Source organism: Aliihoeflea sp. 2WW (assembly GCF_000497755.1).
GTDB lineage: Bacteria > Pseudomonadota > Alphaproteobacteria > Rhizobiales > Rhizobiaceae > Aliihoeflea.
Genome location: NZ_AYOD01000016.1, coordinates 122,229 through 148,965, shown reverse-complemented (window position 1 = coordinate 148,965; position 26,737 = coordinate 122,229). Strand labels below are relative to the sequence as shown.

Sequence of the window (26,737 nt, the reverse complement as noted above, 5' to 3'; positions counted from 1 at the left end):
AAAGCAGATTGCATGCCGGAATTTGACGGCGTTTGACGCCAACCTTACATTTCTGGAAACAAAGCAAATCTAGCGTGTCTTCAGCGCGCGTCACCTTACGGTGGTCGATATCGCGCCATTTCACGCCAAAACCGTTGATCGTGCGTTGCGGAATGGCAACACCCCCGGATCGCAGCGCACCTGTGGGCAGTTCCTTACACTGATGTAAATTCGCTGCAAGGCGGGTGACAAGTGCACACGGCCAAGTCCCACTTGACGCGGTTCTTTTTCGATCTGCGTCGTGATTTTCAACCCCTATCTGGAGGTGGGACCATGAATACCAAACTCCTGCTCGGCACAGCTGCCGCGCTTGTCGGCGTCTCCCAGGCGCAAGCCGCTGACGCGGTCGTCTATGCAGAGCCCGAACCCGTCGAATATGTGCGTGTCTGCGACATGTATGGTGCCGGCTTCTTCTATATCCCCGGAACCGAAACCTGCCTCTCGATCGGGGGCTACGTCTGGTACCAGGTCGGTGCCGAGAGCCGAGACGTGGGTGACACGCCGCCCCTCACTTTCCACCCCGGCAGCGCCACCACGGAAGGCTGGTACAAGAGCGTGCGCACCCGCGTCAATTTCGACGCACGTTCCGACACCGAATGGGGCACGCTCCGCGGCTACGTCCGTGTCGAAGCCAACTGGAACGGCACCAATGGAATCGGTGGCGGCAGCGATGGTCCCGCCTTTATGGATCAGGCTTTCCTGGAACTCGGCGGCTTTCGCGCGGGCTATACGGAGTCCGCCTGGACTGCCACCCAGTCCGGCGGCGTATCCAACTTCCCCGGCACCCATTCGTGGGGTGGACTCGGCTACGGCTACCAGCAGCGGCCGCTGATTTCTTACACGCATACGTTCGGCCCTGGATACTTTGCGACTTTGTCGCTTGAAGACGATGCCTTGGCTGGCGGCGGTTACACCCCCGATGTGGTTGCCAAGATTGGCGTCAATCAAGGCTGGGGCGGCGTATGGGGCCAGTTCGGCTATGACGAGCACTTCCAGGGGACGGACGGATATGCCGCCAAGCTCGGCATGCAACTGAACATGCCGAACAGCCCCGGCTCGTCGCTCCGCCTCGTGGGATCGTACTCCAACAACGCGAACATCTACGCTACCGGGCAGTTCGACGCGATTAGCGCCGAATGGTCGGCCCTTGCATCCTATAGGCACCAGTTCACCGAGGATCTCTCGGTGTCCGTTGGCGGTCACTACTACCGCAACCTGCACGACGGCCTGCTCACGACCGATCTCGACGCCTTCGTGACCGAGATTTCGACCGTATGGACACCGGTGACAAATTTCGCGATCACCAACGAAATCGCTTACAGCAAGATCGATGGCCTCGGCGGGACGACGTCCGGCTTCCTTCGCGTCCAGCGTTACTTCTAGCGCCTGCCAAGGCGGGCGGTCGGCCCGCCCGCCTTGGAATCGTCGCCATGCAGTGGCGATATGAATGTGGCACTGTTCGCTGAGGCGTCTGCCGGATCCGGCTGATTTGTTAGCGGAAAGGAAGGTGACGCATGGTAAAAGATGAGCAGTCCGGTCGGCGGGATTTCCTTTACATCGCTACAGGCATGACGGCGGCAGTCGGAGCGGCGTTGGCTTCATGGCCGTTCATCGACCAAATGCGTCCCGACGCATCCACGCTTGCCGTTGCCACGATCGACATCGACATCAGCGGCATCGAACAAGGCATGTCGGTCACGGCGAAATGGCGCGGGCGTCCGGTTTTTGTCAGAAACAGGACGTCTGCGGAAATTGAGGCGTCCCTGGAGACACCGATCGACTCGCTAAAGGATCCTTTGGCCCGCAACGCCAATCTCGGTGAAGATGCGCCCGCCACGGACGCTGCCCGGTCGGCCGGGGAAGGACGGGACGGTTGGATCATCATGATCGGGGTGTGCACCCATCTAGGGTGTATCCCGCTCGGCCAGGCTGGGGACTTTGGCGGCTGGTTCTGTCCCTGCCATGGATCGCATTACGACACCGCCGGGCGCATACGGACGGGGCCGGCCCCCGAGAACCTCGCCATTCCCCCGTTCGAGTTCATCTCGGATACGGTCGTCCGGATCGGGTGACTCGTCATGGCAGCGGCAGAACTCGGCTCGATCCGCATTTGCGTCGTCACCGGCGGAGGTTCGGAGGCCTGGTCGGTCATAAACCACCTCGCGGATCATGGCGCGGCGGTATCCGTAATCGTCGAAAAAAGGGAGCCGAAGCGCTTGATGCTCCGGCGGCGGCTCCGCTTGTGCGGACCGCGGGCGGCGGCGGGCCAATTCATCGCGATGTGCGCGCTATCGGCCGCGCGTATTTTGGTTGCCCCACGCATATCGGAGGTTTTCGCGCGGGGCGGCGCGGATATCCGACGTCGCCAGGACTATGCCGTGATCGACGTCGAAACCGTAAACAGCCTGAAAACGACCGCGACGATCGATCGGCTTTCGCCGCACGTGGTGCTGTGCATAGGATGCCGTTTGATGTCGCGGTCCACGATCGATCAGATCGCCGCGCCCTTGCTCAACCTTCACCCGGCGATCTTGCCGCAGTACCGTGGGCACCATGGCGGCTACTGGGCCCTCGCCTCAGGGGACTGCGACAATTTCGGCTGCACTGTCCACTTCGTCGACAGCGGAGCCGATACGGGCACGATCGTCCGGCAGGTTCGCGGACGCCCCCTGCCGGGTGACACCATACTGACCTACCACGCCCGACTGGCGCTTCTCGCCGCCCCTTTGGCCGTTCTGGCAGTCAAGGATGTCGTCGAGCGCCGTGTCCCCCACTGCCCGGACATCCGGCCTTCCGGGGCTCATCGCTATCAGCCATCTCCCACGCAATACCTGAAGGCCGGCTTCAAGCGCGGCGTCTGGTGATTCTGCGTTGCAGTCCGTTGCGCGCATCTGCCGACGAAGTTGACTAAAGCGCTTTGTAGCGGGCCGGAAATGGATGATCTACTTTACCAATTCAGAGGGCTGTCATGGGCATTTGGGATCGCGCGCGAAGCGCTTATCGGGGTTCCCCGGAGGGATTGCGAAGGGCGCTGGCTCCGATCGCCGCACGCGTGCCGCGCAAGCTCAGATACGGAAAGACATTTAGCGACTGGTCCGACGACATCCGGCGATCCTGGCAGGATCCTGCATTCGCGGTCGAGCGAACGGAGCGGCAACTGCGCAACCTCCTGGCCAAGGCGCAGAATGGAAGCCCCTACTGGCGGGACGTTATCGCAGATCGGAACATTCAGGCCTTCACCCTCGATGTCCTGGCGGACTTTCCCATCACGACGAAGGAGACGCTTTCGGCCGCCGGTTCGGCCGCTTGCGTCGACGGAGGACGCGGTCTCGTCAGGGCGACGACCAGCGGTTCCAACGGAGAGCCGCCTTTCGAGTTCTTCGTGGACGCCGATCGCAGCGTCCGCGAATACGCATTCGTCACGTCGGCATGGTCTAAGGCAGGCTTCCGAACGGGCGACGCGCGAGCGGTCCTGCGCGGGTTCACCTTGAAGGGAGGCCGTGCTTTCCTGTGGGACGCGGCCTTGGCGGAGTTGCGGCTGGCGGTGTACCCGCTCGAACGAGATCAGGTGGCCGGGATGATTGGCGAAATCAGACGACGCCAGATCAGGTTCATCCATGGATATCCGTCGGCTATCGAGATCTTCTGCCGGCATCTGGTCACCATCGACCCGGAACTCGGATCCGCCATCCAAGGCGTTTTCCCGGTCTCGGAGCCGCTCTTCGATCACCAGAGACGGCTCTTCGGATCGGTATTCCCCAACGCGGCTGTGGTTCCTTTCTATGGACTGAGCGAGAAGGTCGCTTTCGCCGTGGAGAAGGACGGTTTTCCGGGTGTCTACACTTTTGTGCCGCTTTATGGAGTGGCGGAACTGGTCGATGACGCCGGTATCGCAATCACGCGAGCCGGCCACGAAGGCCGGGTGATAGGAACGGGCTTCGTTTCGACTGGCATGCCGTTTATCCGTTACGACACTGGTGACCGCGCCCGGCTCGTCGAACGTCCATCCCGGGAAAACGGCTGGCGACTTTCGGTCGACGGACTGGCACCCCGACGTCGGCCGGATTATCTCTATTCGGCCGGGATGAGCCGCATCGTCGCCACGGACCTCGTCCCGGAGAGCCCTGTTCTCCTAGCGGGACTCGCGGAATGGCAGTTCGAGCAAGACGCGCCTGGCCATTGCAATTTCCGCTACGTCTTGGCGAGAGACGGATGCGACAGAGATGCCCGGCGCGTGATCGACCACCTGGAGCGGCGGCTTTCGCACGCAATCTCCTTTACTCCAGTCAGCGTCGAGCGTCTGCCGTCGACCGGCAACGGCAAGCGTCAATTCATCATCCATACCTTTTCACCAGATAGCGAGGCTTGATCCAGGAGGTCGCAATCCTTGGACTGATTTGTTTAGGTCTCGTCGTGGGCAAACGCCAATGCAATGTGATCCAATGCGCATTGCGCTGACAATTGCTTCGCCGGGACCGACGGTCAGATGAGCGCTGCACTTCCGGGCGGGTAGGAGCAGGCCCAAAGTCTGAAGCTTGATCCGACCTATGGGGTTCGACTCGGGTTAAGGGGAGTCCCATTGTCCGAGATGGGGATTTCATCATGATTACAGGATTGGCCCGAGGACAAGTTGGAAGCTGCCCAGTAGCTCGCTTGCGCGGCGCGCCGGACGTAGCGCTTGCCCAGTCCGCCCTGATGCCGCGATCCCGTCCAGCGGCCGGGCGGCGCGCGGCTGGCGACTTGTCGCCACCATCGGCCTGGGAAATGGAAAGTCGAGGGCCATGAGCCGGACGACGTGGCTGTCTTTTATGAATAGATTAATTGAGGAGCGCGGCGACAGCATCGCGCTGGCGGCGACATGATCATCACCGCAAAGGCGACCCAGCCCCAGACGCAGTCTCGGCCTGCCGACCCCGCCGAGGCGTACGTCCTGAAGAACGCGTATGAGAAATCGAAAGCGCCCTATGCGTTCTTCCTCGTACTGATGGGAGTCGGACTTTATCTGAAGTCGATCTTCCCCGGCTGGTCGCGGACAATCAAGGAGGCTGACGCCGCGCCCGAAGAAGCCGACAAAGGCCAGCCGCAGGTCGCCGAGCTTGACCCGGCCATCGGCCAGCCCGAGGGCGAGGAGGACATGACCACAGGCACTCCAGGCGTCGACCAGGGGCAGGGTGCTTTTTCAGGCGGGACCTTGGTAGCGCTTCAGCCCTCGGCAAAGTTCGCTCCTATTGATTCACCGCGAGCAAACTTCTTTGCGCCTGCGGCCGATCCGGATGCCTTCACGCTGGTAGAGCCGTACCGGCAAACCCTGCGCGCCACCAACGACAATCTGCCCGACTTCCTCGCGGGCGGCGGCGGCAGCAGCGGCGGGGCGATGCCGTCGCCGCGCGAGGACCCGGATACGGGGCCAGATGATCCGGGACCGGACGATCCGGGCCCCAACTATCCTGGACCGGATGATCCGGACGAGAACGACGACGAGGACGACGACGACGACCAGGAGGTCGTCAACCGCGCGCTGCGCGTCGCCGGTCCGGTCCATCTCTACGACATCACCGCCTGCGCCATCCTGGCGATCGGGCTTCTCGACCTTCTGCGCGGGGCGAGCGACCCGGATGGCGACGGGCTGCAGATCGCGGGGCTGTCCGCCTCGTCGGGCACGCTTGCGGCGACGAGCTTCGGCTGGACCTTCCAGCCCGCTCCCTTCGCCCCCGGCCCGGTCACCCTGACCTACACCATCACCGACGGCGCGCTGTCGGTCGCGCAGACCGCGCACTTTACCGTGCTCGACCGCGGCTGGGTCGAGGGCACGGCTGGCGACGACACACTGACCGGCTCGCAATGCGCCGACGACATCGAGGGCGGCTCGGGCCACGATCTGATCGACGGCCGGGCCGGGAACGACGTCATCGCCGGCGGGGCGGGCGACGACCACATATTGGCCGGCGACGGCGACGACACGGTCTTTGCCGGAGCGGGCGACGACATCGTGCTCGCCGGGCGCGGCAACGACCTCGTCTTCGGTGGGGCGGGCGACGACCGGCTGTTCGGCGAGGCGGGCGACGACATCCTGCAGGGCGAGGACGGCGACGACTTTCTCTCCGGCGGCACGGGCCGTGACATGCTTTACGGCGGGGCGGGCGACGACGTCCTTCAGGGCGACGACGGCGACGACTATCTCGACGGTGGCGACGGCAATGACCGAATCGACGGCGGCGCGGGAAACGACATTCTGTCGGACGGCGACGGAGCCGACCTCGTCCTCGGCGGGACAGGCGACGATGTCGTCATCGCCGCAATAGACGGCGCGGATGACGTTTACGATGGCGGCCGCGATTACGACACGGTCGAAGCTTCCATTTCCGAACTCAAGTTCGCGATGGAAACCGAACACGCAACATGCGAGCTCGGTTCGCCCGGCGGCGGCGCAACAGGGGTGCAGCCGTCACGCGAGGCCGGCGACGTACTCGACTATTCGGCCGCCAACGAGACTTTGCTGATCGACCTCGCCGACGGTCGGGCCAGCGGCATCGAGATCGGCTACGACACGATCATCGGCTTCGAGACCGTGATCGCTGGATCGGGCGATGACCATTTCGTTGTCGGTCCGACCGCAGTGTCGCTTTACGGCGGGGCTGGCGAGAACCTGTTCGAGTTTCGCGGCCCGGGCGAGGAGGCGGCCCGGCAACTTGTCTTTGAGATCCACGATTTCAAGGCCGGCGACCGCCTCAGGATGGACAAGTACGACCTCTTCGAACGAGTTTTCGACGACCTGGAGGACCAGTTCGAGAAGGTTTACGGCGACAAGGTCGATGAAGAAGACTTTGCCGTGCGCACGCGTATTGAAGAGATTGACGGCTACACGCGGACCCTCATCGAGGCGGATTTCAACCGCGACGACACGTACGAGACCACCGTCGTCATCGACGGGCGCTTCGTTCTCGCCATTGTCGAGACCGCTTGACCAGGTCAACCCGCTGCTCCGGCCGCATATTGCTGGGTTCCAGTCCCGTAAAGCAGGCTCGTGTCGGTCATGCAGCCGTCCGGGCGGGATCGGCGGGTATCGGGAACTTGCTGCCGGACCTGGATGGAATGCCTTCCCTTGAGCTCCATCCCTTTACAAGCGCGTATACCGCCGGGATGACGATCAAGGTCAACAGCGACGACGACACCATGCCGCCGATCATGGGCACCGCGATCCGCTGCATGATCTCCGATCCGGCACCCGTGCTCCAAAGGATCGGAAGCAGGCCCGCCATGATGGCGACCACCGTCATCATCTTCGGCCGTACGCGCTCGACGGCTCCGACCATGATCGCCGCGTGCAGATCGGCGCGCAGGAAGGGACGTTTTTCAACGTCGCATCGCGTTCTGGCCTCCGCGAGCGCGTGGTCGAGATAGATCAGCATGATCACCCCGGTCTCGGCTGCAACGCCCGCCAGCGCGATGAACCCGACGGCGACCGCCACCGACGTATTGAAGCCGAGCCACCACATCAGCCAGATACCTCCGACAAGCGCGAAAGGCAGTGACAGCATGACGATCAAGGTCTCGGTCAGGCGGCGGAAGTTCAGGTAAAGCAGGAGAAAAATGAGGGCCAAGGTCAACGGCACCACGATCATCAGGCGCTGCGTGGCGCGTTCGAGATATTCGAACTGACCGCTCCAGCCGAGCGAATATCCCGCGGGCAAATCGACGGCCTGCGCGACCGCCTCTTGCGCCGAGGCGACGTAACCGCCCAGATCGCGCCCCGTGATGTCCACGAATATGTAGGCCGCAAGACGCCCGTTTTCGGTGCGGATGGAAGTCGCGCCGCGGGCGAGCTCGACCGCGGCGACTTCGCCGAGCGGGACGGTTCCGCCGCCGGGAAGCGCGACCTCGACTTCGCGCGCTATCGAATCCGGATCGTTACGCAGTGCGCGTGGATAGCGGATTGACACCCCATAGCGTTCGCGGCCTTCGACCGTCGAGGTCACGACTTCCGCGCCCAACGCCATGGACACCACGTCCTGGACGTCCGCCACGGACAAACCGTAACGGCCAAGCGCCGTACGGTCGGGAACGATGTCGAGATAATAGCCGCCGATGACGCGTTCCGCATAGGCGCTCGACGTTCCGGGCACGGTCTTCAAGACCGTCTCTACCTCCCGGGCGACGCGTTCGATTCCCTCGAGATCCGGCCCGTAGACCTTGACGCCGATAGGCGTACGGATGCCAGTGGCGAGCATGTCGATCCGTGCCCGGATCGGCATCGTCCAGGCGTTCGCGACGCCCGGGAACTGCAGGGCGGCATCCATTTCGGCTTTCAGGCTTTCGACCGTTAAGCCAGGCCGCCATTCCTCCTTGGGCTTCAGATTGATGATCGTCTCGAACATCTCCATCGGGGCCGGATCGGTAGCTGTCCCCGCGCGGCCGGCCTTGCCGAAGACCGAATCGACTTCCGGAAAGGACTTGATGATCCGGTCCTGCATCTGCATCAGTTCGGCGGCCTTGGTCACCGACAGGCCGGGAAGGGTTGTCGGCATGTACATCAACGTGCCTTCGTCCAGTTCCGGCATGAACTCGCTGCCGAGTTCCCGCGCGGGCCAGACGGTTGCCGCGAGGACGAGGACGGCGACCAGGATCGTCGCGCCCTTCGCCCTAAGGACCCCGCGGATGACCGGCCTGTAGGCTCCGATCAGAATTCGGTTCACGGGGTTCCTGTGCTCGGGAACGATCTTGCCCCGCACGAAGATCACCATGAGAGCTGGAACAAGGGTGACGGACAAGATGGCGGCGGCGGCCATGGCAAAGGTCTTCGTGAACGCAAGCGGCGCGAACAGCCTGCCTTCCTGCGATTCCAGCGTGAAGATCGGCAGGAACGAGACCGTGATGATGAGGAGGCTGAAGAACAGTGCGGGACCCACTTCGCAGGCCGCCTCGATCAGCACGTTGATACGCGGCTTTTCCGGCGGCGCGCGTTCGAGATGCTTGTGGGCGTTCTCCACCATGACGATCGCCGCGTCGATCATCGCGCCGATCGCGATGGCGATCCCTCCCAGGCTCATGATGTTTGCGCCGAGTCCGAGGAACTTCATCGCCGCGAACGCCATCAGGATACCGACGGGCAGCATGATGATGGCAACCAGGGCGCTGCGCACGTGGAGGAGGAACACGATCGTCACGAGCGCGACCACGATCGATTCCTCGATCAGCGTCGTCTTGAGCGTCGCGATTGCGGCTTCGATGAGCTCGGACCTGTCATAGACCGGTACGATGTCGGTTCCGGCCGGAAGGCTGTCCTTGATCGCCGACAGGCTCCGCTTGACGTTGTCGATCACGTCCAGCGCGTTCGCGCCGAAGCGCTGCAGCACGATGCCGCTCGCGACTTCGCCCTCGCCATCGAGCTCCGTGATCCCGCGTCGTTCGTCGGCGACGACTTCCACGCGGGCCACGTCGGCAAGTCGGAGCGGGACGCCGCCTTCGGCGATCAGGGCGATGTTTTCGAGGTCGCCCGCGCCTTCGAGATATCCGCGGCCGCGGATCATGAATTCGAACTCGGAAAGCTCCACCGTGCGGCCGCCGACGTCCATGTTGCTGTCGCGCACGGCGTCCGCGACATCGTCGAGCGACAGGCCTGCGGCTCGCAGGCGAGCTGGATCGACGACCACGGAATACTGTTTGACGAACCCTCCCACGCTGGCCACCTCGGCGACACCGTCCGCCTCGGAGGCGGCGAATCGTAACACCCAGTCCTGCAGCGAGCGCAGTTCGGCCAGAGTCAGTTCTTTGGCGACGACCGCGTACTGGTAGACCCAGCCGACGCCCGTCGCATCCGGTCCGAGCGTCGGCGTCACGCCGCCGGGCAGGCGGCTGGCGGCGGCGTTGAGGTATTCGAGGACACGACTTCGGGCCCAGTACGGATCGGTGCCGTCTTCGAAGATGACGTAGACGAACGACACGCCGAAGAACGAGAATCCCCGAACCACCTTGGACTGGGGCACGGTGAGCATCGCCGTGGTCAAGGGGTAGGTGACCTGGTCTTCCACGACCTGCGGAGCCTGCCCGGGATGCTCGGTGAACACGATCACCTGGACGTCCGAGAGGTCCGGTATCGCATCGAGGGGAAGCGTTCGCAGCGCGTAGAGCCCTGCGGCCGACGCGAACAGGGCCGCGAAGACGACGAGGAAAAGGTTTCGCGACGACCAGTCGATGACGCGCGCGATCATTGTTCCGCCCCGACCGGTTCAAACGCACCGAAAGCCGCGTTGAGATTGCTTTCGGCGTCGATCAGGAAATTGGCGGAGACGACGACGGATTCCCCTTCGGATACGCCCTTCAGGATTTCGGTGCGGCCGCCGCCGCTGATCCCGACCGCGACGTCGCGCGGTTCGAAGCGCCCTTCGCCGAGATCAACGAAAATGGATTGGCGGTTCCCCGTGTCGATCACCGCACTGTCCGGAACGGTGACGCTTCCGGCATTCGCTTTACCCTCGATCGCAACCTCTGCGTACATGTTCGCCAGAAGGACGCCCTCGGGATTTGGCAATTCGATGCGAATCTTCGTCGTGCGCGTTTGCGCGCGGACCTCTGGATAGATTTGATCGACCGTGCCCTCGAACTCCCGGCCGGGAAGGCTGCGGATACGCACCACGGCCTTTGCGTCGACGGCGACATCCGCGACAAGATATTCGGGGACGTCGGCCATCACCCAGACCCGCGAAACATCCGCAATCCGGAACAGCACGTCGCCCGGCTCCGCCATCATGCCCGGAACGGCAGACCTCTCAAGGATGACTCCGCCGAGAGGAGCGGTCACGACGATGCTTTCGGGCACTGCCCGCGTCGTTTCCATGTCGCGGATCGCGGCGTCCGGCACGCCGAGATTCTTCAGACGAAGGCGACTGCCGGACATTGCCTTCGCGGGAATGCCGCTGCCCAGGTCCAGGAGAAACTGGGCTCCGGCCGCCGCGATGTCGCGGGAGTAGATGCGCATCAGTTCGTCGCCGACCTCTATGCGGTCGCCCGTCGTGACGTCAGCGACAGTCTCCACGAAAGCGTCGACGCGCGGCGACACGACGCTCGTCAGCCGTTCGTCGAGCGCGATGGTGCCGGGAACGCCGATCGATCGTCCGATCGCGCCGACAACGGCCTTTTCGGTCTTCACCCCGGTACGCTGAATCTTGCCGGCGGAGACCATGACGGCAGAGTCGTCCGGCTGCTCGCCCTCGTAGACCGGGATGTAGTCCATTCCCATCCAATCCTTCTTCGGGACCGGAGACGTGTCGGCGAGGCCCATCGGATTGCGATAGTAGAGAACCTTTCCGCTTGCTGCCGGAGCCTCAGATCCCTCTTCAGGAGCGATCAGACCTTGTTCGCCCAGCGTCACGTCTTCTCCCGCCCGCACTGCGACGAACGGCTGTCCTTCGGCCGTCTCGATGGCGGTCGCCGAATAGACGGCTTCCCCTGCCGGATGCCGGTAGTAGAGGATGGGTTGTTGTTCCTCGGTGCCTTTGGCGGACGATGCCCCACTGCTGCTTGCGGCAGAGGGAGGCACGGCGATCGGACGACCTTCGCGCCCCGCCCAGTATCCTGCCGCCCCGCTCGCGAGGATGAGTGCCAGGACCGTCGCTATCCTTGCGGGTTTCATGGCATCACCTTCAACGGCAGTTCCGCCGTCACCGTCTCGGTTTCACCCTGTATCTTGGCAACAATCTGGAGACGCCAGTTGCCCTCCATCATGAGGTCGGCGCGAAAGCGGTACCGCCCATTGCCAAGTTCGTCGACGGGCCGGAGAGGGGCGGTCATGGCCGCCATCCCGTCGGGAGCCATGTCGAGCCTGAGAGCGTAGACGACTGCCGCCTCGACCGCGTCGCCGTCGGCATCGACGAGCCTCAGCGTCACTGTGGTGTCGCCCACATTTGCCGTGGTTTCGACGATTTCGAATCGGTAGTCGCTGGCCGCGGCGAGGAGCGACGGGATCGGGAACGTTACCCCGGCAAAGCCCGCCATTGCAGCCAGGAGGGCGAGCGGTTTTTTCATCGCGTGTCCTCGCCGACGCTCGTTTGCGTTGAAGACTGGACCTTCATGCACAGCCCCAGCGCGCACAACGCCGCGCAGGGCAGGGTACCCAATAAGAATGGGGCAAGACCGGCGGCCGCGAGCCAATTCCAGTTAAGGGCGACGCCCGTTGCGGTGGCGACAACTCCCGCGACCATAGGCCACCGTGGGCGCAGGCGCAGCGAACCATGGCCGCCTGCGGCAGGCGCGGGCCGGTGATATTCGATCATTTTCATGGGTCTCTTTCCCGAGAGTGCGTCTAGCGCCGTGTTCCGTCGCGCAGATACTTGACCAGTGCTGCGGCAACGAGGACGAGGACGATGAAGGCGAGAAGCCAGAAGGCACTCATTCCCCACATCATCATGCCCATGCCGCCACCCATTCCGTTCATGTCCATCATGTGAATGTTCCTTGCGGAGCGCAGCCACACTCGGCGCGCCAAATCCCAGCTTTTGTCCACCGACGCGAGTGTTCGGCTCGGCGCGTCAGGGAACTCACTCGATCAACCGGATGATGCCAACCGCGAAACCCGGACCCGAAGGACCAGCGATTTCGTCGAAGGAAACTTTCGGCGATTCAGACCATCATGCAGAGTGACGGGGAGGGAATGGGTCGGGCGTACGGGCGATGCCGAACGAAATCAGCGCGGGCATCAGATCGTGCGAAAGGCGCTGCAAGGGATCGGCTTCGGCGGCTTGGAAAAAGATGGCCGCACAGGCTGAAGCGCACGCCGTCACGCAGGACGGTTCGGGCATCCCGCTGTCGTCGCAATCGTCGCATCCCTGCATGTCCATCGCTTCCATGGAGGACGCGTTCATGTCGACGGACATCGATGCGGCGGCTCCAGGCTGCACGGAGGCCGCCGCCGCAAACGCGACGACGAGAAACAGGAGCAGGGATCTGGTCCAGTTGCGCATTTGACGACGCTAGCCCAAGGCGACGATGCTGTCCATCGCTCCGAGCCTGCCTTACAAATATGTAAGGTGGAGCGGGATTGACCTCATGGGCGGACTGCCGCACTCCTGAATGGAGTGCCCTTGGGCGGGGTTCGTTCCATACGGACCCACGTATCCTTGCCCATAGAGAGACGGAGACAATCATGGCAATTCGCAAACTCATGCTAACCCTCGCGACCGCCGGTGCGGTGCTGGCCGGAACCCCCGCGATGGCGGCCGTCCTGGAGGTCTACAAGACGCCGTGGTGCGGTTGCTGCACCGCCTGGGCGGAGGCGTTTCGCGCAGCCGGCTACGACGTTCAATTGACGGACATGGAAGACCTGACCGACGTGCGAAAGGACGCGGGTATCGCCGACGATCTCGAGGGCTGCCACACGGCCGAGATCGAAGGGTATTTCGTCGAAGGGCACGTGCCGCTCGAAGCGGTCGCGAAGCTTCTCGAGGAACGCCCCGCCATCCGCGGATTGGCCGTGCCGGGGATGCCGTCCGGCTCCCTCGGTATGGGCGATGATCCGGAAGCGGCCTATGACGTCGTTGCGGTCGATGAGGACGGACGGACGTCCGTCTATATGAGTGTCGGCAAGCGGTGAACCCGGCCCTTTGTCGGGTCGCTATCCTGGCAATGGCGGCTTTCGCGGCCGGATCGATGCTCGTCCTCGGTCCCGGCCTTCTGGAAGGTCGATACCTGACGAAGGGGCGTAATCTCTACGCCGTTCATTGCGCGTCCTGCCATGGACGCGATCTCGAAGGCCAACCGAATTGGAAAGTCCGGAACGCGGATGGCCTGCTGCCCGCGCCGCCGCATGACGCAAGCGGCCATACATGGCATCATGAACGGGATCTCCTTGTGGCGATAACGAAATACGGCGTCGCTGAAGCGGCCGACCTCGACGATTATCGCTCTGCCATGCCTGCCTTCGACGATGTTCTGGATGATGGCGAGATCGAAGCCGTCATCGACTGGATCGCCTCCACCTGGCCAATCGAAATCCGAACGCGGTGGGAAAATCGCTAAGAGCGCCTATCCGCGCGAAGCGGCTTTGCCGAAACCGAATGCCAGTCGATGGGCTGCAGAAATCCAGATCACCGCGAACAGCCATCCCGCGAGAACGTCCGACGGCCAGTGCGTTCCGAGGAAGACCCTGCTCACGCCGATTGCGAGCACGATGGCCAGGACGATCGCAAGCATCAATCGCCGAAGGTTCAGGTCGCGGGGCTGCCACAAGACGAGCATCGTCAAAGCGAGAAGAAGCGACAGGACGGCATGGCCGCTCGGAAAGCTCGTGGCGGCCATCTCGTTTGAGCCCGGCAGGTGATGGGGCTTCGCCATCGCGAACGCCGCCTTCGTGACGTAGGCAAGGGCCGCGCCGCCTGCCAAGGATATGAATGCGAACCAGGCGCGGGACATCTCCTTGCGAACGAGGAGGATGGCGACGAGGGTCGCCGACATGGGAACCACGAAACGCGGACTCCCGAAAGCCGTGAACATCCAGGCCAGCCAGAAAAAGATGCCGGACCCGTCACGCGCGCCGTCCGGCGTGCCGAGTTCCATGAGCAGCAAGCGGTCAATTGCGTGAAAGTCGACCAGAAATGCGACGGAAAGAAGCGCCAGCAGCACCGCCGCCCAAGGGATATATCGGTCGAGATGAGTCATGAACGATCGTCGAATGCGCATCCTGCGTCCACTAATCGAAATTGCCTAACGTGCCGTTTCGAACCTCACCGAATGGCGGGCGGGACTTGTCGCTGGGCCTCCCCTACCCATATCCGAGGGACGATCCTGCGGTCGCTTGACGCAAGCCGGGTGCGGCGCAGGGAACGGCGGCTCCGTTGTCAATTCGAGAACCTCGGGCCGAATGGTGAACCTTTGAGACGAACGATCCGATACATTCCCGGCGTGCAGGCGGTATTCTGCGCCTTCATCGTCCTGGCGTTCGCTATGGCACCGGTCGTCGGGATGGCGGGGTCAGTAACGCCTATGGGTTCAGCGGTACATTCGGGTTGCGACCAACACCATTCGTCGCAGGATGAAACCGGCCTGCGCCTTTGCAGCATGTCCGTCTGTCACCCCGGCGTGGCGGCGATGCCTGTATCCATGTCTGGTTCGAAGCCGCGATACGTGCATGATTTCGGCCTTCTTCGCGAAGGAACGGGCATTCTCCCGGAACTCGAGCTGCCGCCGCCCCGGTCCGCAATCTGAACCCCTAGCAACAATCAGTTCAGATTTACGGAGAATTCCGATGAAACACTTCGCTTCAATTCTTGCGGCCGTCGTCGCCGCTGTGTCGCTCTCGAACGTCGCGCTCGCGCAGGAGGATAGCAACGCCTTCAAGCTTCCCGAACAATGTTCGGCTGCGGATAGTGCATCAATGGGTCATTCCGGCATGGGCCAGATGTCCGGTGGTTCTTCCGAAGGCGGGATGGGCGCGATGATGGGCATGGGCAACATGGATATGGACGCGATGCCCGAGCATGTCCGCGAAAATATGCAGAAGATGATGCAGACCATGCCCGCGATGCACGAAGGGATGATGAACGAGAACCCGAACGTGGCCTTCGCCTGCGGGATGATCGCACATCACCAGGGCGCGATCGACATGGCGGAAGTGATGCTCGAGCATGGTGACGACGAGCAGTTGCGGACGCTGGCCGAAACAATCATCGAAGCCCAGAAAGCGGAAATCGCAGACATGACGAGCTGGTTGGCCGAAAACGCCAACTAATCGTCTCTCTTCCGCGCGGCGCGAATGCCGCGCGGAAGCCTTGTGCCGCATCTTTGTGCTTGAGCTTCCATCTGCTGGAAGGACTATCGTTCGGTCCCACGATCTTGCCAGGGAACCCAAGCAATGAACATCGGAGCCGCTTCGCGCCAGTCGGGCCTGCCGTCGAAGACGATCAGATATTATGAGGAGATCGGTCTTCTGACGGCCGATCGTGCCTTGAACGGATACCGGGACTATTCGACGGAGGACGTCCATCGGCTCCGCTTCCTGCAAAGGGCCAGGGGCCTCGGTTTCTCAGTTGAGGAGTGCAGGGAGCTGCTTTCGCTCTATTCCGACCGCGAGCGCGCCAGTTCCGACGTCAAGGCGATCGCCAAGGAGAAGCTTGCCGAGATCGACCGAAAGATCGAGGAATTGACGGGGCTGCGGTTGATGCTCGGCCATCTCGTCGACAATTGTCACGGCGACGCACGGCCGGACTGCCCGATCATCGACGGATTGTCCGGACGGTTCGAGCACTGATGGCCGAACTCGGACAAGCATCGGGGCCTGCCGAGATGCCGATGCACGATGATACGCGAAAATTCACGCCTTGACCTTCCAGCGGCGGTAAGGGGCACGCTCACGAAGTTGCACGAACTTCGCGGAAGGACCAGCCATGGTTTCCGATCATACCCACGCGCATCATGATGACGATCAACACGCCAAAGCTCGGCCGCCGGAACAGGCTGTCGCCGCCGCGACCACCGGACACGATCATGCTGGCCACGGGATGATGGTCGATGATTTCCGCCGCCGCTTTTGGGTATCTTTGCTCCTGACGCCGCCGATCCTTTTCCTGTCTCCTATGATCCGGCACTGGATGGGCTTGGGAGCCTCGTCTGCCTTCCGGGGAGACGGCGCAATCCTGTTCCTGTTATCGACGGCAGTCTATCTCTACGGCGGTTGGCCGTTCCTGTCGGGCTTTGCGCGGGAGTTGCGAAGCGGACGGCCGGGAATGATGACCCTCGTCGCCATGGCGATTTCAGTTGCCTATTTCTATTCGGCTGCCGTCACCTTCGGCGTCCCGGGCATGTCGTTCTACTGGGAACTGGCGACGCTGATCACGATCATGCTGCTCGGCCACTGGCTCGAGATGCGGTCAGTCCTGGGCGCGTCGCGCGCGCTCGAAGCGTTGGTCAGGCTCTTGCCTGACACCGCCACCAGAATGGATGCCGATGGCACCGGACGGGAGGTCCCCATCAGCGGCTTGTCGCCAGGCGACAGGGTGCTGGTCCGCCCGGGCGGGAAGGTGCCGGTCGACGGGCGGCTGGTCGAGGGCGTGTCCTCGTTCAACGAATCGATGCTGACGGGCGAATCCCGTCCCGTGCCGAAGCAGGCAGGCGACGTGGCGATCGGAGGGGCGATCAACGGCGCGGGCGCGGTGACGATCGAGGTCACGGCGACCGGCGGCGCGACCTACCTCGCGCAGGTCATCGACATGGTGAGGAAGGCCCAGGCCAGCCGCTCACGCAGCCAGGACATCGCCAACCGCGCCGCTGGTTGGCTGACCTATATCGCCCTGACGGTTGGCTTTGCCTCGTTCGGATACTGGACCCTGGTCGGCCAGAGTTGGGAGTTCGCGATCGAACGGATGGTGACCGTCATGGTGATCGCCTGTCCGCATGCGCTAGGGTTGGCCGTTCCGCTGGTGGTTGCGGTCAGCACTTCCCTCAGTGCCGGCAACGGTCTTCTGATACGAGATCGGGCAGCCTTCGAACGAGCCCGCAGTCTCGACGCGGTTGTCTTCGACAAGACCGGCACGTTGACCGAAGGTCGGTTCGGCGTCAGCGATGTCGTTCCTCTGACATCCATCAGCGAAGATGCAGCCCTCGCGCTTGCGGCTTCGGTCGAAAGCCGATCGGAACATCCCATCGCGCACGGCATCGTCACGACCGCGCGCGAGCGAGGCCTTTCGATCCCACGCTCAGACAACGTGCTGAACATCACGGGCGAAGGCATCGCAGCGAATGTCGGGGGAAGAGAGATCGTCATCGCAAGTCCCGGCCATCTGGAACGCAACGGACACGGAGTAAGCCACCCGGCTTTGACCGCTCTGGAGGCAAAGGGCAAGACGGTCGTCGTTCTCGCCGTCGACGGCGCGCCGAGCGCCCTGTTCGCCATGGCCGATGTCGTACGGCCGGAATCGGCGCAAGCGATACGGGAACTTCGATCTCTGGGCATCCGGCCCATCATGCTGACCGGGGACGCCGAAGGCGTCGCGCATTCGGTTTCGGCCGAACTCGGGATCGAGGAATACTATGCCGAAGTCTTGCCGGACCAGAAAGCGGCAAAGATCGCCTCGCTTAGGCGCGACGGTCGACGGGTCGCGATGGTCGGCGACGGTGTGAACGACGCGCCCGCGCTGGTCGAAGCCGATCTCGGAATCGCAATCGGAGCTGGAACGGATGTGGCCGTCGAGTCCGCGGACGTCGTCCTCGTGCGCAGCGACCCGAGGGACGTCGCCGCGATACTTGGCTTGTCCCGGGCCACCTATCGGAAGATGGTTCAAAATCTGATCTGGGCGACGGGATACAACGCGGTCGCCATTCCGATGGCGGCCGGGATCACCTTCGGCACCGGGTTCCTGATGACGCCCGCCATCGGTGCGGTCTTCATGTCGCTCAGCACCATCATCGTCGCCGTCAATGCCCAGTTGCTCCGGTTCTATCGCGGAAACAGTGGCAACCAAGCCCGGCGACTAACCCCCTGGCAGGGAACGGAGCGGACACCGCAGGGTGCCCGCTCCGGATGACTTACATGCCGCCGACTTTGAAGGGCAGCGCGTAGGGCGTGTTGTCCGGACGCATTCCGGGCGTGTCGACGTCAGTCATGCCTTCGGCGAAATCATAAGTGCCGTTGTCGTTGGTTTCGTAGTGGATCATCGCAACGTAATCGGTGCCTTCCATCGCTCCGCCTTCAATCTCGACAGAAACATTCTCGCTGTCTCCAGCGGACACGGCCGTATGTCCGATCGACGCCGGAATGACGGGTTCGCCGTTCTCGACCGCGTGGATCACAACGTAGCCGTCCTTGTCGATCTTGACTGACGGAAAGACCACCGAGTTGCCTTCGATCGTTGCCCCTTCGACGTCGATGTTAAGGTGGTCGGCGTGGGCCACTGCCGGCACGGCGGCGATCGCGGTGACGAGTGCAATCTTGATAAGGTTCATGGAATTTTCTCCCTTTAGTTTTGACCGCGCAGATACGAGCGAAAAAGCGAGAAAGTTTCAGAGCCGGTAGATTGAGAACAATGGGCTAAATCGGATGCAAGTCGCGATGCCGCGCTTACCGATACGAAGCCGTCAGCTTTCAGTTCATTTCAACCTGAAAGCCGACTGACAGGAAACCACCCCCGCCGAGCCATTCCGGCGTGCGCAGCGCACACTGCCCGTGGACTGGCAGGAGTCGACCCCATCTCGGTCGTTCAGCATCCGCTTTCACTAGGACCGCTTTTAGCCCAAGCGGACTTGCCATTCCAGAATATGACCGCCTAGTGCCGATACTAGAAAGGCGGGCCCGACGTCGTTGATCCCGCCTTGCAACGGCTATTCCCTACAGCACGCGCTCTGATTAACCTAGTCAGACGCGCGCGCTGATGAGACAGACTCCGTTCCGCGAACCGCTCTGCCCAGTATCCCTGCAGGCCCAAGTAGCGCGCTAACGTCAGATCGGAGAGTTCGTGAAGGTCGGACTCGTCGTAAACCGAATGCACGCGTTCACCGTCCTGCTCCTGCCACGCCTGGAATATCCCGTATCCGGCAAATAGTTCTGTCCCTGTCAGCACCACCAGCGGATTGCAGGCATGGCCATGAAATACGTCGCGTCGTCCCCACAGCGCAAGTTCACGTAAAACCGCCAGTTCCTGCGGCATGTACTCGGATATGTGGCGGAGCGATGAGACAACCATCACTGAGCCAGGAAACCGTGCGGCGACCTGCCTCAGCCCGTCGACCGTTTTCGCGTCAAACGCGCCGCGACCAAAGCTCTTTGCCTCGCCGAACACCAGCAGTGGCTCTTCGCGTTCGTCGCGGAGGATACCCTCGCGACGATGCCATCCGATGAAGTCGACCTCTCTGTTGAGCTGCGGAAGACGAAGGCCCGTGGACCAGGTCATCTCGGCGTGGTTGGGATGAGTCAAAGTACGTAGGGTTAGGGCCACAGCATATCCGCCGCCAGCGTAGTCAGGCGCAGCGAACGGGCCGATGACGCGGTAGAACCAGTTCACCCGGTTTAGGGCCTCCGGCGTCTGGGCGAAGTCGAACTGGTTCAGGCAGCGCGTGCAGGTCGGGCGATAGGTCAGCGAGTCGAGGTCGTACCAGTTCTGGTACTGGCAGACCGGGCATTGCACCCTCAGACCAGCCCGAAAGACGTTGGCCTTAAGGAATTGTTCCAGTCCATTCCAGAGACCGAACGCACCCTTAGCGCGTGCGTCGAAGTGTTCTTTGATGACACCGACGTGTTTCGCGCGGTCTGGAACTGTCGAGATCACGCGCTTGCCGTCGCGGCTAACCTCGGCATGGTTCTCGGCCATCCCGCCCAGCAGCTCGATGGTTCTGCGATCAGCGAATATTGCCGCTTGCGCAATGCCGCCCACGGCAGCAATGACCTGAGCGGCGACTTGGCCTTCAGAAGATGGTTGGGCTTCGACGCCTTGGGACTTCAGCCAACCAATTACCGCATCGCGCCCGCTTTCCGGACGCACCAGCGAGTAATCGATGCGGTGTTCCTTGGCGAGCACCCAGCCCTCACGGCCTATCCGCAACGTATCGCCCGTAACCAGGCGGGGATACACGGGCGACCAGAGATTGGATGGGTACACCGTCGCCGCCTCGTCGCCGTATACGGAAGAGCCAGTGGCGATGACATTGACCCAGCGCGCGCGCCGGTAGGTCTTCGTGGCATTCACAAAGGCCGGCACGGGCGCGGGCAGCTTGACGTACCCATCTGGGCTCACCGTCTCGTCGAATGACGCCGTTGCGGCGGACACAATTATCTTATCCTCGCGCGGTCCGTGGTTCCGCCGAGAATGCGCTGAAAGCGTCGGCATATGAGCGCCAACAACAGACCAATCCGGCAACCCGGAGAAATGCTCCGTCCAAAGCGCCTTGCGCCGCTCCTCGGAAATCGACGTTCCAAAGACCAGTGTCGTGTGAAACTTTATACCCGACGGGTTGCCGGGAATTGGCCGGAAGGTCTCGAGGATGCGCTCGCGGACAAAGTCGCGATGCTCGGCCAGCCATTCGACATTAATCGGCGTGACATGCCGCTCGACCAGCCGGAAATTCCAGTAGTCGATGGCATCTCCCGCGTTCTTCGGATCGAAGATGAAGAACGTGTCGTCGCGGCTGCCGCGACCGAGCGACTCTTCCAGTCCATGTCGCGTGATCCACAGGGGACCGGCGTTGCCTTCGCAAACGAATTTGAGCGCGGCATCCGCGTTGGCAAGTAAAGGCTCAGCCGAGAACACTTCCTTGTAGGCGTACCGAGTTTCCTCTAGCGCCTCGTCTAGTGGGTACCGTCCGCCGACAAGGTCGAAGAATGCGTCTCCTTCGCTCTCATCGACAATCGCGAAGGGCTGCTTGTGCCGTCGCTCGTGCTTGAACTCGCGGTCGTACAACTCCTGCATGACCTCAAGAATGTCGATGCCTGCCGCAAAATTCACTCGACCGCGTTCGTTGACCTCGAAGAATTTCTCCAATGACACGACGCGTGGTAGACCCATGTGGACCTGCTTATCTCTCCAACCTAGCTGTTCCGCCATGCCAGGAACAGCTTCGACCAGCGCGTCGGGCTCGAAAAAATCGATGTATCCCCGTGCGATATCGAGACCTTTGGACAGACTGTACGGCGCACTCCAGTGCTCGCCACCATTCTCGAAGAACGGGATGATGGGACAGTATCTGCCGCCCCAGACGCACGCTGCGAGCCTCGCCACGCGCGAAACGAGCGAAAGGTCGTCCGGTGGCACCAGAAATCCCAGACGCATAGGGCGAAGACTGACAGATCCAGTAAGGCGCATTTTTCAACAATCAAAGAGACAGAGTGACGCCGCTTTCCGACAATAGCTCTTTCCCTAACACGAATACTGGTCAGACGCGTACGCTCTGCCAGACCGGGCTTTGCCCGATCCTCGGTGCATGTCGGCGAGGCGTCGCCACCACCTAGCGCGAAGATGGCAAAGGAACGGACGCGACCGGAGAGACGATTGCGCGAATGCGTGCCAATGCCGACATGAAGGATCGCGAGCGGCAGGCGCACCCTTGGCCGGATGTCCTCTGTTTGCGCAAAGCTGGCGTAAGCGCGTCGAAAGCTGCCTGTCCGCAACCCACCCCACCGAGCCATTCCGGCGTGCGCCGCGCACACTGCCCGTGGACTGGCAGGAGTCGACCCCACTCTCGTCGTTCAAAATGTCACGGACGACCTCCCGAAAGCGGCCATTCCCAGCGCCCCTACTCACCGGCATAATCGCGGCCGAAGCCTGACTGGTAGGTCTAGGGCGAGCCTTGGAGATAGCTGACGTTGCGCGGTCTCCGGTGGCCAACCCAACTTGGGTTAGTGTTGAAATCAGGAGGCGTCAATGCGGAGCGCTAGAGCTTTGCTTCAGGGTAGTGACCTCTGATTTCCGCGTTGAAAAAGAGACCTAATGAGTCCGCGTTCATGAGACGCTCGTTCATGAACGCGGGCACGTTGAAATATTGATAAACGCCGCCGTGCCTGAATTGAACCTCGAGCGTCTCCAGTTCGGGGTCATATCCGACCTCGGCCAAATTGCTGGACGTTACAGGTTGTCGTTCCATCAGCTCACCCCTCGCCCTCTTCAATTTCTAGCGGTTTCCACTTTGGATCCTGTGCACGCCAAACTGCGACAAGCTGCTCATAATCCTCAGCCCCCCTGACGCGCTTCCAGCTGTCTGCGACTAGCGGATCTTCGCTGTCTGGGCGACGGTCTTCGGGTGGCAGGGTTACGCGGCAGCGCACTGGCAGCCGCGCTGCTTCGCCGGTTATGATAGCTTCTCCTGTCCGCAGAACTGAGAGGCTATCCGCGATACCGCTCAGGTTATCGGGCAAAGCGGCTTGTACCTTGCTGCGGTCAGTGGAATTGGTGAGGCGCAACGCGATGAAAGTGCCACACTGGGAAAGAATGGTGTCGTCAATTTCCGAAGGACGCTGGCTGACGATCATTGCACCAATGCCGAACTTGCGGCCTTCTTTCGCGATGCGCTGTACCATCTCGCGCGCCGGATTGTTGGCTTCCCGGCCAAGATACCTATGCGCTTCTTCCATAACGACAAGTTGAGGCCGCTTTCGACCACCCCCGTCGCGCTCGCGACCCCAGAAGAGTGCTTCATAGATAATCGACAGAATCGCGCCGATCAAATCTAGGAGAACGGCACTAGGGATACCTGACAGATCCAATACGGTTATCGCTTTATCGTGCCCGATCCAGCTTTCGAGAAGGGCGGGAAGGTCCTTCGTCACATGACCGGTCAAGTCAGGCTCCCAGTCGCCAGGCTTGAGCAAGAACTCGAACTGACGGTCGAGCATACGTGACCGCATACGATCGAGCTGTTTGCGGATGCCGAGCACACCAATATTGTTCTGGTAGGGCGCGGTATTCGTCGTCGTGTGCGGCTGGTAGGTCGGCAGGCGAAGCGTAGCCGCGTCCCCGGGGAGCACGATAGCCGGCTGCGTCTTTGCCTGGTCGAGCCAGGTTTTGACCTCAGGATCGATCAGCCCTAGCCACAGGCTTCGCAAGCTGTACGGAATGGGGCTGTCGACGGTCATGGAATTGAGGTCGACCCCTTGAAGATTGTCTGCCTGTGCTATTGTGCTTTTAGCCGCGAAGACTTTGTCGAGGATTGCCGTCGTTGCACGATCGTCCATCTTCCCGCACAGGAAGTTCAGGACTTCGGTCGGTCGCAGTGCCCAGTACGGAATGACCAACTGGTTCTCACCGTCTCCGGGCGTGATCCGGAAAATCTCAGCGTTGTCGCCGAGCGCTTGGGCATATTCGCCGTGTATATCGAGCAGGAGGATGCGCGCGCTCGGAAAACCCGCTCCGCCGGGCGTTGAGATCGATCGCAACAAGCTGGCGACGGTCGTGGACTTGCCCGACCCGGTTGAGCCAAGCACTGCGCTGTGACGCGTGACCAACTTGTCGAGGTCCAAGCGGACCGAAATGCTCTCGGCGTTGGCAAGCCGCCCCACCACAACCTGTCCGGCAAACTCCGCGCCGTAGATCTTGGCGAGATCCTCCTCGGTGACGAGATGCACCTCATCGTTCACGTTCGGATATTGGCTGATGCCGCGCTCAAACGAAGCCTCGACAATCTCACCGACGAGTTGAACGGTCAGCCAACGTTCGCCACGGTCGAGCGCATCAGTCAACGTCGTTGGTGTCGCACTTGCCCCGACCTCGGAAATGATCGCGTAGAGATCATGATATCCTTGAGGTATCCGCACGAAGCTGCCGACCTGACCGACCCGGTAGCTCCGCCCTCCGATGATCGCAATTCCCGAGGCCACGCCTTCGAACTGGCGTACGCTAACGGTCGCACCCGCGACAGAGCCGACATGGCCGAGAAGGGTCGGAGCGTTCATCAGGCCACCGACGCGGTTCTGGCTGTTGGCAGTGACGCTACCGCCGCTGTTTCTGACGGCAACGGTGGTGTGGGAAATGCTTGAATCGAGCGCGATGCCGCGAAGAACCGGGCGAAGGGTTCGATTGCTCCGAGCGTGAAGTTTCCGCTCTCGTCGAGATAGGTCGACCTTATCGGCCCCCAATCTTTGTTCGGAAGTTCGGTTGGTGCCTTCCATGCGCCACGAATTCCGTTCACCATCGCTTGGTCACGCGCATAGACGCTGAAGTTTGGCAGGCGGCGCGCAAGATCGCATGCCGACTTCTCCTCCTCGATTACTTTGTATGCGAACGCGAAGACGCTGGAGGATGGGTTTGCTGCGAGCGCTTCATCCAACCGAGCTGCAATATGTGCGTCGGCAAAGGAAAAGCCGATAGAGACCAGCAGCGTATCGGGAGTGAGCAAGAACGCACGAAGGCGATCGAGCAACGCGGCGTAGGGGGCCTTCTGCGTCTGATCGTACTTCAGATGTTCGGGAAAGACGAGGTGACTTGCCGAGCTTTGTCCCGTTCGGACCACTTCTCCCTTCGAGCTTGCACGCCAACCGAGCGAGCCATGGAGCTTCCAAAGCCGCGTCCATCGCGCGGGAAGGTCGCTGCGCGACACTGACACGGGGTCGAAGAACGGTTCACGCCCGCCCGTGAAGCCATCAAAGTACGGCGCTCGTACAGACTCGAAAGCTTCTTCGAACAGCAGGTCGTAGTTCGTAGTGAAAATCTCGACTGGATAGTCACGCATTGTGCCTGTGATCCAGTTCACGAGATCAGCATAAGCCGATCCGGTCTCTGGCAATCTGACGTTGACGATCTTGCCGATCTCAGAGCAAATCGCTTCACCGAATGTGGCAAAGCCGGGGCCATCGAGGTCATGAACTTTCGCCGATCCGATTACTTTGCTCAGAGAGCGTATCCGAGAAAGAATCGTCTCGATATCATGCTGCGTGAGCTCGGCTTTCAGGCCGTCAATCTGTTGTTGGTAGGTCGGGGCAAGGGTCGTCAGAACCTGATCTGTCAGCCCCGCAACCGCCGGAATAAGCGGATAAGTACCATCCGGCTTGGCCATGCCAGCAGAAGCTCCGGCACCAACCAATAAACCAATCCGCTTGCGGCCCTGCGCGATGATCGTCCGCAACGCCGCCATATGTTGATCAGGATTGTGAACACTGACAGTCAACTTACGCCCCCCCCCGAAGTCAGATCCCGAATCTTTGCTCCGTGCTACCCGCGTAACATTTCACGCTCGAACTCACTCGTCTATTGTGATGGTTTAATCATTTTGTCGCTTCCACGCGAATTCATATCTTCAGCGTTATCGGCTGACGGTTCAACGGTCGTAGGCACTCGACCGCTGCTCGACGCGGATATCCCAAATCCTTCGCCGCGCTGCTGAGGAACTGCTTGGACAGCCGCTTCTGGCGCTGCGGTCTGGACGCGTTCACCGTCCGCCTCATCAAGAGAATCAGTGAAATGGGAGCGCATCGCCGCATTTCGCCGAAACGGCTCAAAACCTCCGGTTTCAGGCGACAGCATTGTTTGCTGAATGGCGGAAACGAGGCCGCGCTCTTGTCGAAGTGCTGCGCCCAAGACAATGACCGCTTCCTAACTTCCGGGTACAAAAGCCGTCAGGCAGGAAACCACCCCATTGCCGAAGTCCGAAGCCAGCCAAGTAATATACCGGCCGAAAATCGATTTACGGTGCAACGTGTGGCCGTCTACGGACTGCCCACATCTGGACGAAGACTGGTAAAAGAATGATGGTTGTACGACCTTTGGCGGACGGCCCACCGTCGGTGCAAAGTGGATGTACAGCGGTTCCAAATCAGTCGCTAGGACGTCACCGCCTTATGGCCGAAAGCGATATGGAGCAGGCAGCTGGATGGACGGTGACCGGCCTTAGAACTCGTCGTCTTCCTCATCATCGAGATGGTGCCGAGGGGCCGCGCGCAACAGTGCTATTGCTTTTCTAGCTTGGTCGATCGCTATTTCGGCTTCTCGCAACCTCCCGGACAAACCGGTCTCATCTACCAGCACGCCTCGCCCGTTTGTACGGGGCGTCGCGGAGAGGGTGCTAACGGCCGAGTACCAGCTATTCAAAAATTTGTCCGTTGCTTGTTGCTGCAGCATCAGTGCTTCCGTATTGGCATCCATTTCCATTTCTCTCGTGATGTTAAAGCGTAGACAGTTGAGCGGCCCGTGATGGAAGCGCTGCCGATATGCGATTAACAAGCCTGCGAAGATGCGAAATTGAGTCCGAGTAGCCGAGTCCAATACTCATTGCTGCGATGAGCAGTTGATTTTCTGCT

Annotated in this window: 25 protein-coding genes; 10 read left to right on the top strand and 15 right to left on the bottom strand. The window is 61.6% G+C overall.

Annotated elements, in window-relative coordinates; translation table 11 throughout:
- Positions 1-312 precede the first annotated feature (312 nt).
- From ALII_RS0111100 to ALII_RS21230, 5 genes are all read left to right on the top strand, one after another.
- A complete protein-coding gene (locus tag ALII_RS0111100) occupies positions 313-1,422 on the top strand; it encodes a porin (protein WP_024587385.1) in 1,110 nt (369 codons plus the stop codon).
- Positions 1,423-1,553: 131 nt separating this feature from the next.
- Complete coding sequence (petA, locus tag ALII_RS0111095) at positions 1,554-2,111, top strand: ubiquinol-cytochrome c reductase iron-sulfur subunit (protein WP_024587384.1); 558 nt, start codon at positions 1,554-1,556, stop codon at positions 2,109-2,111.
- Positions 2,112-2,117: 6 nt separating this feature from the next.
- Positions 2,118-2,903 (top strand): formyl transferase, encoded by a 786-nt coding sequence (locus ALII_RS0111090; protein ID WP_024587383.1) that lies wholly within the window; start codon positions 2,118-2,120, stop codon positions 2,901-2,903.
- A 104-nt stretch (positions 2,904-3,007) separates the two neighbouring features.
- Complete coding sequence (locus tag ALII_RS0111085) at positions 3,008-4,408, top strand: hypothetical protein (protein WP_035449709.1); 1,401 nt, start codon at positions 3,008-3,010, stop codon at positions 4,406-4,408.
- Between the two features lie 489 nt (positions 4,409-4,897).
- Positions 4,898-7,003, top strand: a complete 2,106-nt coding sequence (locus ALII_RS21230; RefSeq protein ID WP_024587380.1) for a cadherin-like domain-containing protein — start codon at positions 4,898-4,900, stop codon at positions 7,001-7,003.
- 67 nt (positions 7,004-7,070) lie between these two features.
- Here ALII_RS21230 and ALII_RS0111070 read toward each other — a convergent pair whose 3' ends face one another.
- The 6 genes from ALII_RS0111070 to ALII_RS0111045 all read right to left on the bottom strand — a co-directional run bounded on the left by ALII_RS0111070 (position 7,071) and on the right by ALII_RS0111045 (position 12,995).
- Complete coding sequence (locus ALII_RS0111070; protein WP_024587379.1) at positions 7,071-10,247, bottom strand: CusA/CzcA family heavy metal efflux RND transporter; 3,177 nt, start codon at positions 10,245-10,247, stop codon at positions 7,071-7,073.
- Complete coding sequence (locus tag ALII_RS0111065) at positions 10,244-11,668, bottom strand: efflux RND transporter periplasmic adaptor subunit (protein ID WP_024587378.1); 1,425 nt, start codon at positions 11,666-11,668, stop codon at positions 10,244-10,246. The genes ALII_RS0111070 and ALII_RS0111065 overlap by 4 nt, the downstream gene beginning before the upstream one ends.
- Complete coding sequence (locus ALII_RS0111060; RefSeq protein ID WP_024587377.1) at positions 11,665-12,060, bottom strand: FixH family protein; 396 nt, start codon at positions 12,058-12,060, stop codon at positions 11,665-11,667. Before ALII_RS0111060 ends, ALII_RS0111065 begins: the two co-directional genes overlap by 4 nt.
- The gene (locus tag ALII_RS21225; RefSeq protein ID WP_201767719.1) at positions 12,057-12,314 is read right to left on the bottom strand and encodes a hypothetical protein; all 258 of its coding nucleotides are present in this window, start codon (positions 12,312-12,314) and stop codon (positions 12,057-12,059) included. The genes ALII_RS0111060 and ALII_RS21225 overlap by 4 nt, the downstream gene beginning before the upstream one ends.
- A gap of 23 nt (positions 12,315-12,337) precedes the next feature.
- On the bottom strand, positions 12,338-12,478 hold the full coding sequence (locus ALII_RS22880) for a hypothetical protein (RefSeq protein WP_173401410.1): 141 nt from the start codon (positions 12,476-12,478) through the stop codon (positions 12,338-12,340).
- Positions 12,479-12,662: 184 nt separating this feature from the next.
- Positions 12,663-12,995 carry a hypothetical protein gene (locus ALII_RS0111045; protein WP_024587375.1) on the bottom strand — a complete coding sequence of 111 codons (333 nt, stop codon included), beginning with the start codon at positions 12,993-12,995 and terminating at the stop codon, positions 12,663-12,665.
- 182 nt (positions 12,996-13,177) lie between these two features.
- Between ALII_RS0111045 and ALII_RS0111040 the strand changes: the two genes are divergently transcribed.
- The gene (locus ALII_RS0111040; protein ID WP_024587374.1) at positions 13,178-13,624 is read left to right on the top strand and encodes a DUF411 domain-containing protein; all 447 of its coding nucleotides are present in this window, start codon (positions 13,178-13,180) and stop codon (positions 13,622-13,624) included.
- A 56-nt stretch (positions 13,625-13,680) separates the two neighbouring features.
- Positions 13,681-14,049: a cytochrome c gene (locus ALII_RS0111035; RefSeq protein WP_244437416.1), complete on the top strand. Its 369-nt coding sequence runs from the start codon at positions 13,681-13,683 to the stop codon at positions 14,047-14,049.
- 6 nt (positions 14,050-14,055) lie between these two features.
- On the opposite strand, the gene ALII_RS0111030 is transcribed toward ALII_RS0111035, so the two are convergent.
- The gene (locus tag ALII_RS0111030) at positions 14,056-14,688 is read right to left on the bottom strand and encodes a phosphatase PAP2 family protein (protein WP_035449704.1); all 633 of its coding nucleotides are present in this window, start codon (positions 14,686-14,688) and stop codon (positions 14,056-14,058) included.
- Positions 14,689-15,157: 469 nt separating this feature from the next.
- Here ALII_RS0111030 and ALII_RS0111025 point away from each other — a divergent pair, with 469 nt between their 5' ends.
- Together ALII_RS0111025 and cueR are read left to right on the top strand one after the other, a co-directional pair.
- Entirely contained in the window at positions 15,158-15,757 is a 600-nt protein-coding gene (locus ALII_RS0111025) for a DUF305 domain-containing protein (RefSeq protein ID WP_244437414.1), read from the top strand.
- A 123-nt stretch (positions 15,758-15,880) separates the two neighbouring features.
- Positions 15,881-16,276, top strand: coding sequence for a Cu(I)-responsive transcriptional regulator (gene cueR / locus ALII_RS0111020; protein WP_024587370.1), 396 nt, complete (start codon positions 15,881-15,883; stop codon positions 16,274-16,276).
- A gap of 100 nt (positions 16,277-16,376) precedes the next feature.
- On the opposite strand, the gene ALII_RS23115 is transcribed toward cueR, so the two are convergent.
- Complete coding sequence (locus ALII_RS23115; protein WP_244437412.1) at positions 16,377-16,613, bottom strand: hypothetical protein; 237 nt, start codon at positions 16,611-16,613, stop codon at positions 16,377-16,379.
- On the opposite strand from ALII_RS23115, the gene ALII_RS0111015 reads away from it, so the two are divergent.
- Positions 16,527-18,548, top strand: a complete 2,022-nt coding sequence (locus tag ALII_RS0111015; protein WP_280113764.1) for a heavy metal translocating P-type ATPase — start codon at positions 16,527-16,529, stop codon at positions 18,546-18,548. The two genes, ALII_RS23115 and ALII_RS0111015, sit on opposite strands and share 87 nt — an antisense overlap.
- 1 nt (position 18,549) lies before the next feature.
- Here the strand turns inward: ALII_RS0111015 and ALII_RS0111010 are convergent, their stop codons facing one another.
- The 7 genes from ALII_RS0111010 to ALII_RS0110985 all read right to left on the bottom strand — a co-directional run bounded on the left by ALII_RS0111010 (position 18,550) and on the right by ALII_RS0110985 (position 26,582).
- Positions 18,550-18,966 carry a hypothetical protein gene (locus ALII_RS0111010; protein WP_024587368.1) on the bottom strand — a complete coding sequence of 139 codons (417 nt, stop codon included), beginning with the start codon at positions 18,964-18,966 and terminating at the stop codon, positions 18,550-18,552.
- A 332-nt stretch (positions 18,967-19,298) separates the two neighbouring features.
- Entirely contained in the window at positions 19,299-21,764 is a 2,466-nt protein-coding gene (locus tag ALII_RS0111005) for a hypothetical protein (RefSeq protein WP_152529599.1), read from the bottom strand.
- Positions 21,765-22,383: 619 nt separating this feature from the next.
- On the bottom strand, positions 22,384-22,593 hold the full coding sequence (locus ALII_RS0111000; protein WP_024587366.1) for a KTSC domain-containing protein: 210 nt from the start codon (positions 22,591-22,593) through the stop codon (positions 22,384-22,386).
- A 4-nt stretch (positions 22,594-22,597) separates the two neighbouring features.
- Complete coding sequence (locus tag ALII_RS0110995) at positions 22,598-24,397, bottom strand: ATP-binding protein (protein WP_024587365.1); 1,800 nt, start codon at positions 24,395-24,397, stop codon at positions 22,598-22,600.
- A complete protein-coding gene (locus ALII_RS0110990) occupies positions 24,397-25,608 on the bottom strand; it encodes an SIR2 family protein (RefSeq protein ID WP_024587364.1) in 1,212 nt (403 codons plus the stop codon). Before ALII_RS0110990 ends, ALII_RS0110995 begins: the two co-directional genes overlap by 1 nt.
- Positions 25,609-25,688: 80 nt before the next feature.
- Positions 25,689-26,018 carry a hypothetical protein gene (locus ALII_RS22380; RefSeq protein ID WP_152529598.1) on the bottom strand — a complete coding sequence of 110 codons (330 nt, stop codon included), beginning with the start codon at positions 26,016-26,018 and terminating at the stop codon, positions 25,689-25,691.
- Positions 26,019-26,327: 309 nt separating this feature from the next.
- Entirely contained in the window at positions 26,328-26,582 is a 255-nt protein-coding gene (locus tag ALII_RS0110985; RefSeq protein WP_152529597.1) for a hypothetical protein, read from the bottom strand.
- Positions 26,583-26,737 lie beyond the last annotated feature (155 nt).

Coding starts and splice junctions, on each gene's coding strand:
- ALII_RS0111100 (WP_024587385.1), top strand. CDS start 313: ATGAATACCAAACTCCTGCTCGGCACAGCTGCCGCGCTTGTCGGCGTC.
- petA (WP_024587384.1), top strand. CDS start 1,554: ATGGTAAAAGATGAGCAGTCCGGTCGGCGGGATTTCCTTTACATCGCT.
- ALII_RS0111090 (WP_024587383.1), top strand. CDS start 2,118: ATGGCAGCGGCAGAACTCGGCTCGATCCGCATTTGCGTCGTCACCGGC.
- ALII_RS0111085 (WP_035449709.1), top strand. CDS start 3,008: ATGGGCATTTGGGATCGCGCGCGAAGCGCTTATCGGGGTTCCCCGGAG.
- ALII_RS21230 (WP_024587380.1), top strand. CDS start 4,898: ATGATCATCACCGCAAAGGCGACCCAGCCCCAGACGCAGTCTCGGCCT.
- ALII_RS0111070 (WP_024587379.1), bottom strand. CDS start 10,247: ATGATCGCGCGCGTCATCGACTGGTCGTCGCGAAACCTTTTCCTCGTC.
- ALII_RS0111065 (WP_024587378.1), bottom strand. CDS start 11,668: ATGAAACCCGCAAGGATAGCGACGGTCCTGGCACTCATCCTCGCGAGC.
- ALII_RS0111060 (WP_024587377.1), bottom strand. CDS start 12,060: ATGAAAAAACCGCTCGCCCTCCTGGCTGCAATGGCGGGCTTTGCCGGG.
- ALII_RS21225 (WP_201767719.1), bottom strand. CDS start 12,314: ATGAAAATGATCGAATATCACCGGCCCGCGCCTGCCGCAGGCGGCCAT.
- ALII_RS22880 (WP_173401410.1), bottom strand. CDS start 12,478: ATGATGGACATGAACGGAATGGGTGGCGGCATGGGCATGATGATGTGG.
- ALII_RS0111045 (WP_024587375.1), bottom strand. CDS start 12,995: ATGCGCAACTGGACCAGATCCCTGCTCCTGTTTCTCGTCGTCGCGTTT.
- ALII_RS0111040 (WP_024587374.1), top strand. CDS start 13,178: ATGGCAATTCGCAAACTCATGCTAACCCTCGCGACCGCCGGTGCGGTG.
- ALII_RS0111035 (WP_244437416.1), top strand. CDS start 13,681: ATGCTCGTCCTCGGTCCCGGCCTTCTGGAAGGTCGATACCTGACGAAG.
- ALII_RS0111030 (WP_035449704.1), bottom strand. CDS start 14,688: ATGACTCATCTCGACCGATATATCCCTTGGGCGGCGGTGCTGCTGGCG.
- ALII_RS0111025 (WP_244437414.1), top strand. CDS start 15,158: ATGATTTCGGCCTTCTTCGCGAAGGAACGGGCATTCTCCCGGAACTCG.
- cueR (WP_024587370.1), top strand. CDS start 15,881: ATGAACATCGGAGCCGCTTCGCGCCAGTCGGGCCTGCCGTCGAAGACG.
- ALII_RS0111015 (WP_280113764.1), top strand. CDS start 16,527: ATGATGGTCGATGATTTCCGCCGCCGCTTTTGGGTATCTTTGCTCCTG.
- ALII_RS0111010 (WP_024587368.1), bottom strand. CDS start 18,966: ATGAACCTTATCAAGATTGCACTCGTCACCGCGATCGCCGCCGTGCCG.
- ALII_RS0111000 (WP_024587366.1), bottom strand. CDS start 22,593: ATGGAACGACAACCTGTAACGTCCAGCAATTTGGCCGAGGTCGGATAT.
- ALII_RS0110995 (WP_024587365.1), bottom strand. CDS start 24,397: ATGAACGCTCCGACCCTTCTCGGCCATGTCGGCTCTGTCGCGGGTGCG.
- ALII_RS0110985 (WP_152529597.1), bottom strand. CDS start 26,582: ATGGATGCCAATACGGAAGCACTGATGCTGCAGCAACAAGCAACGGAC.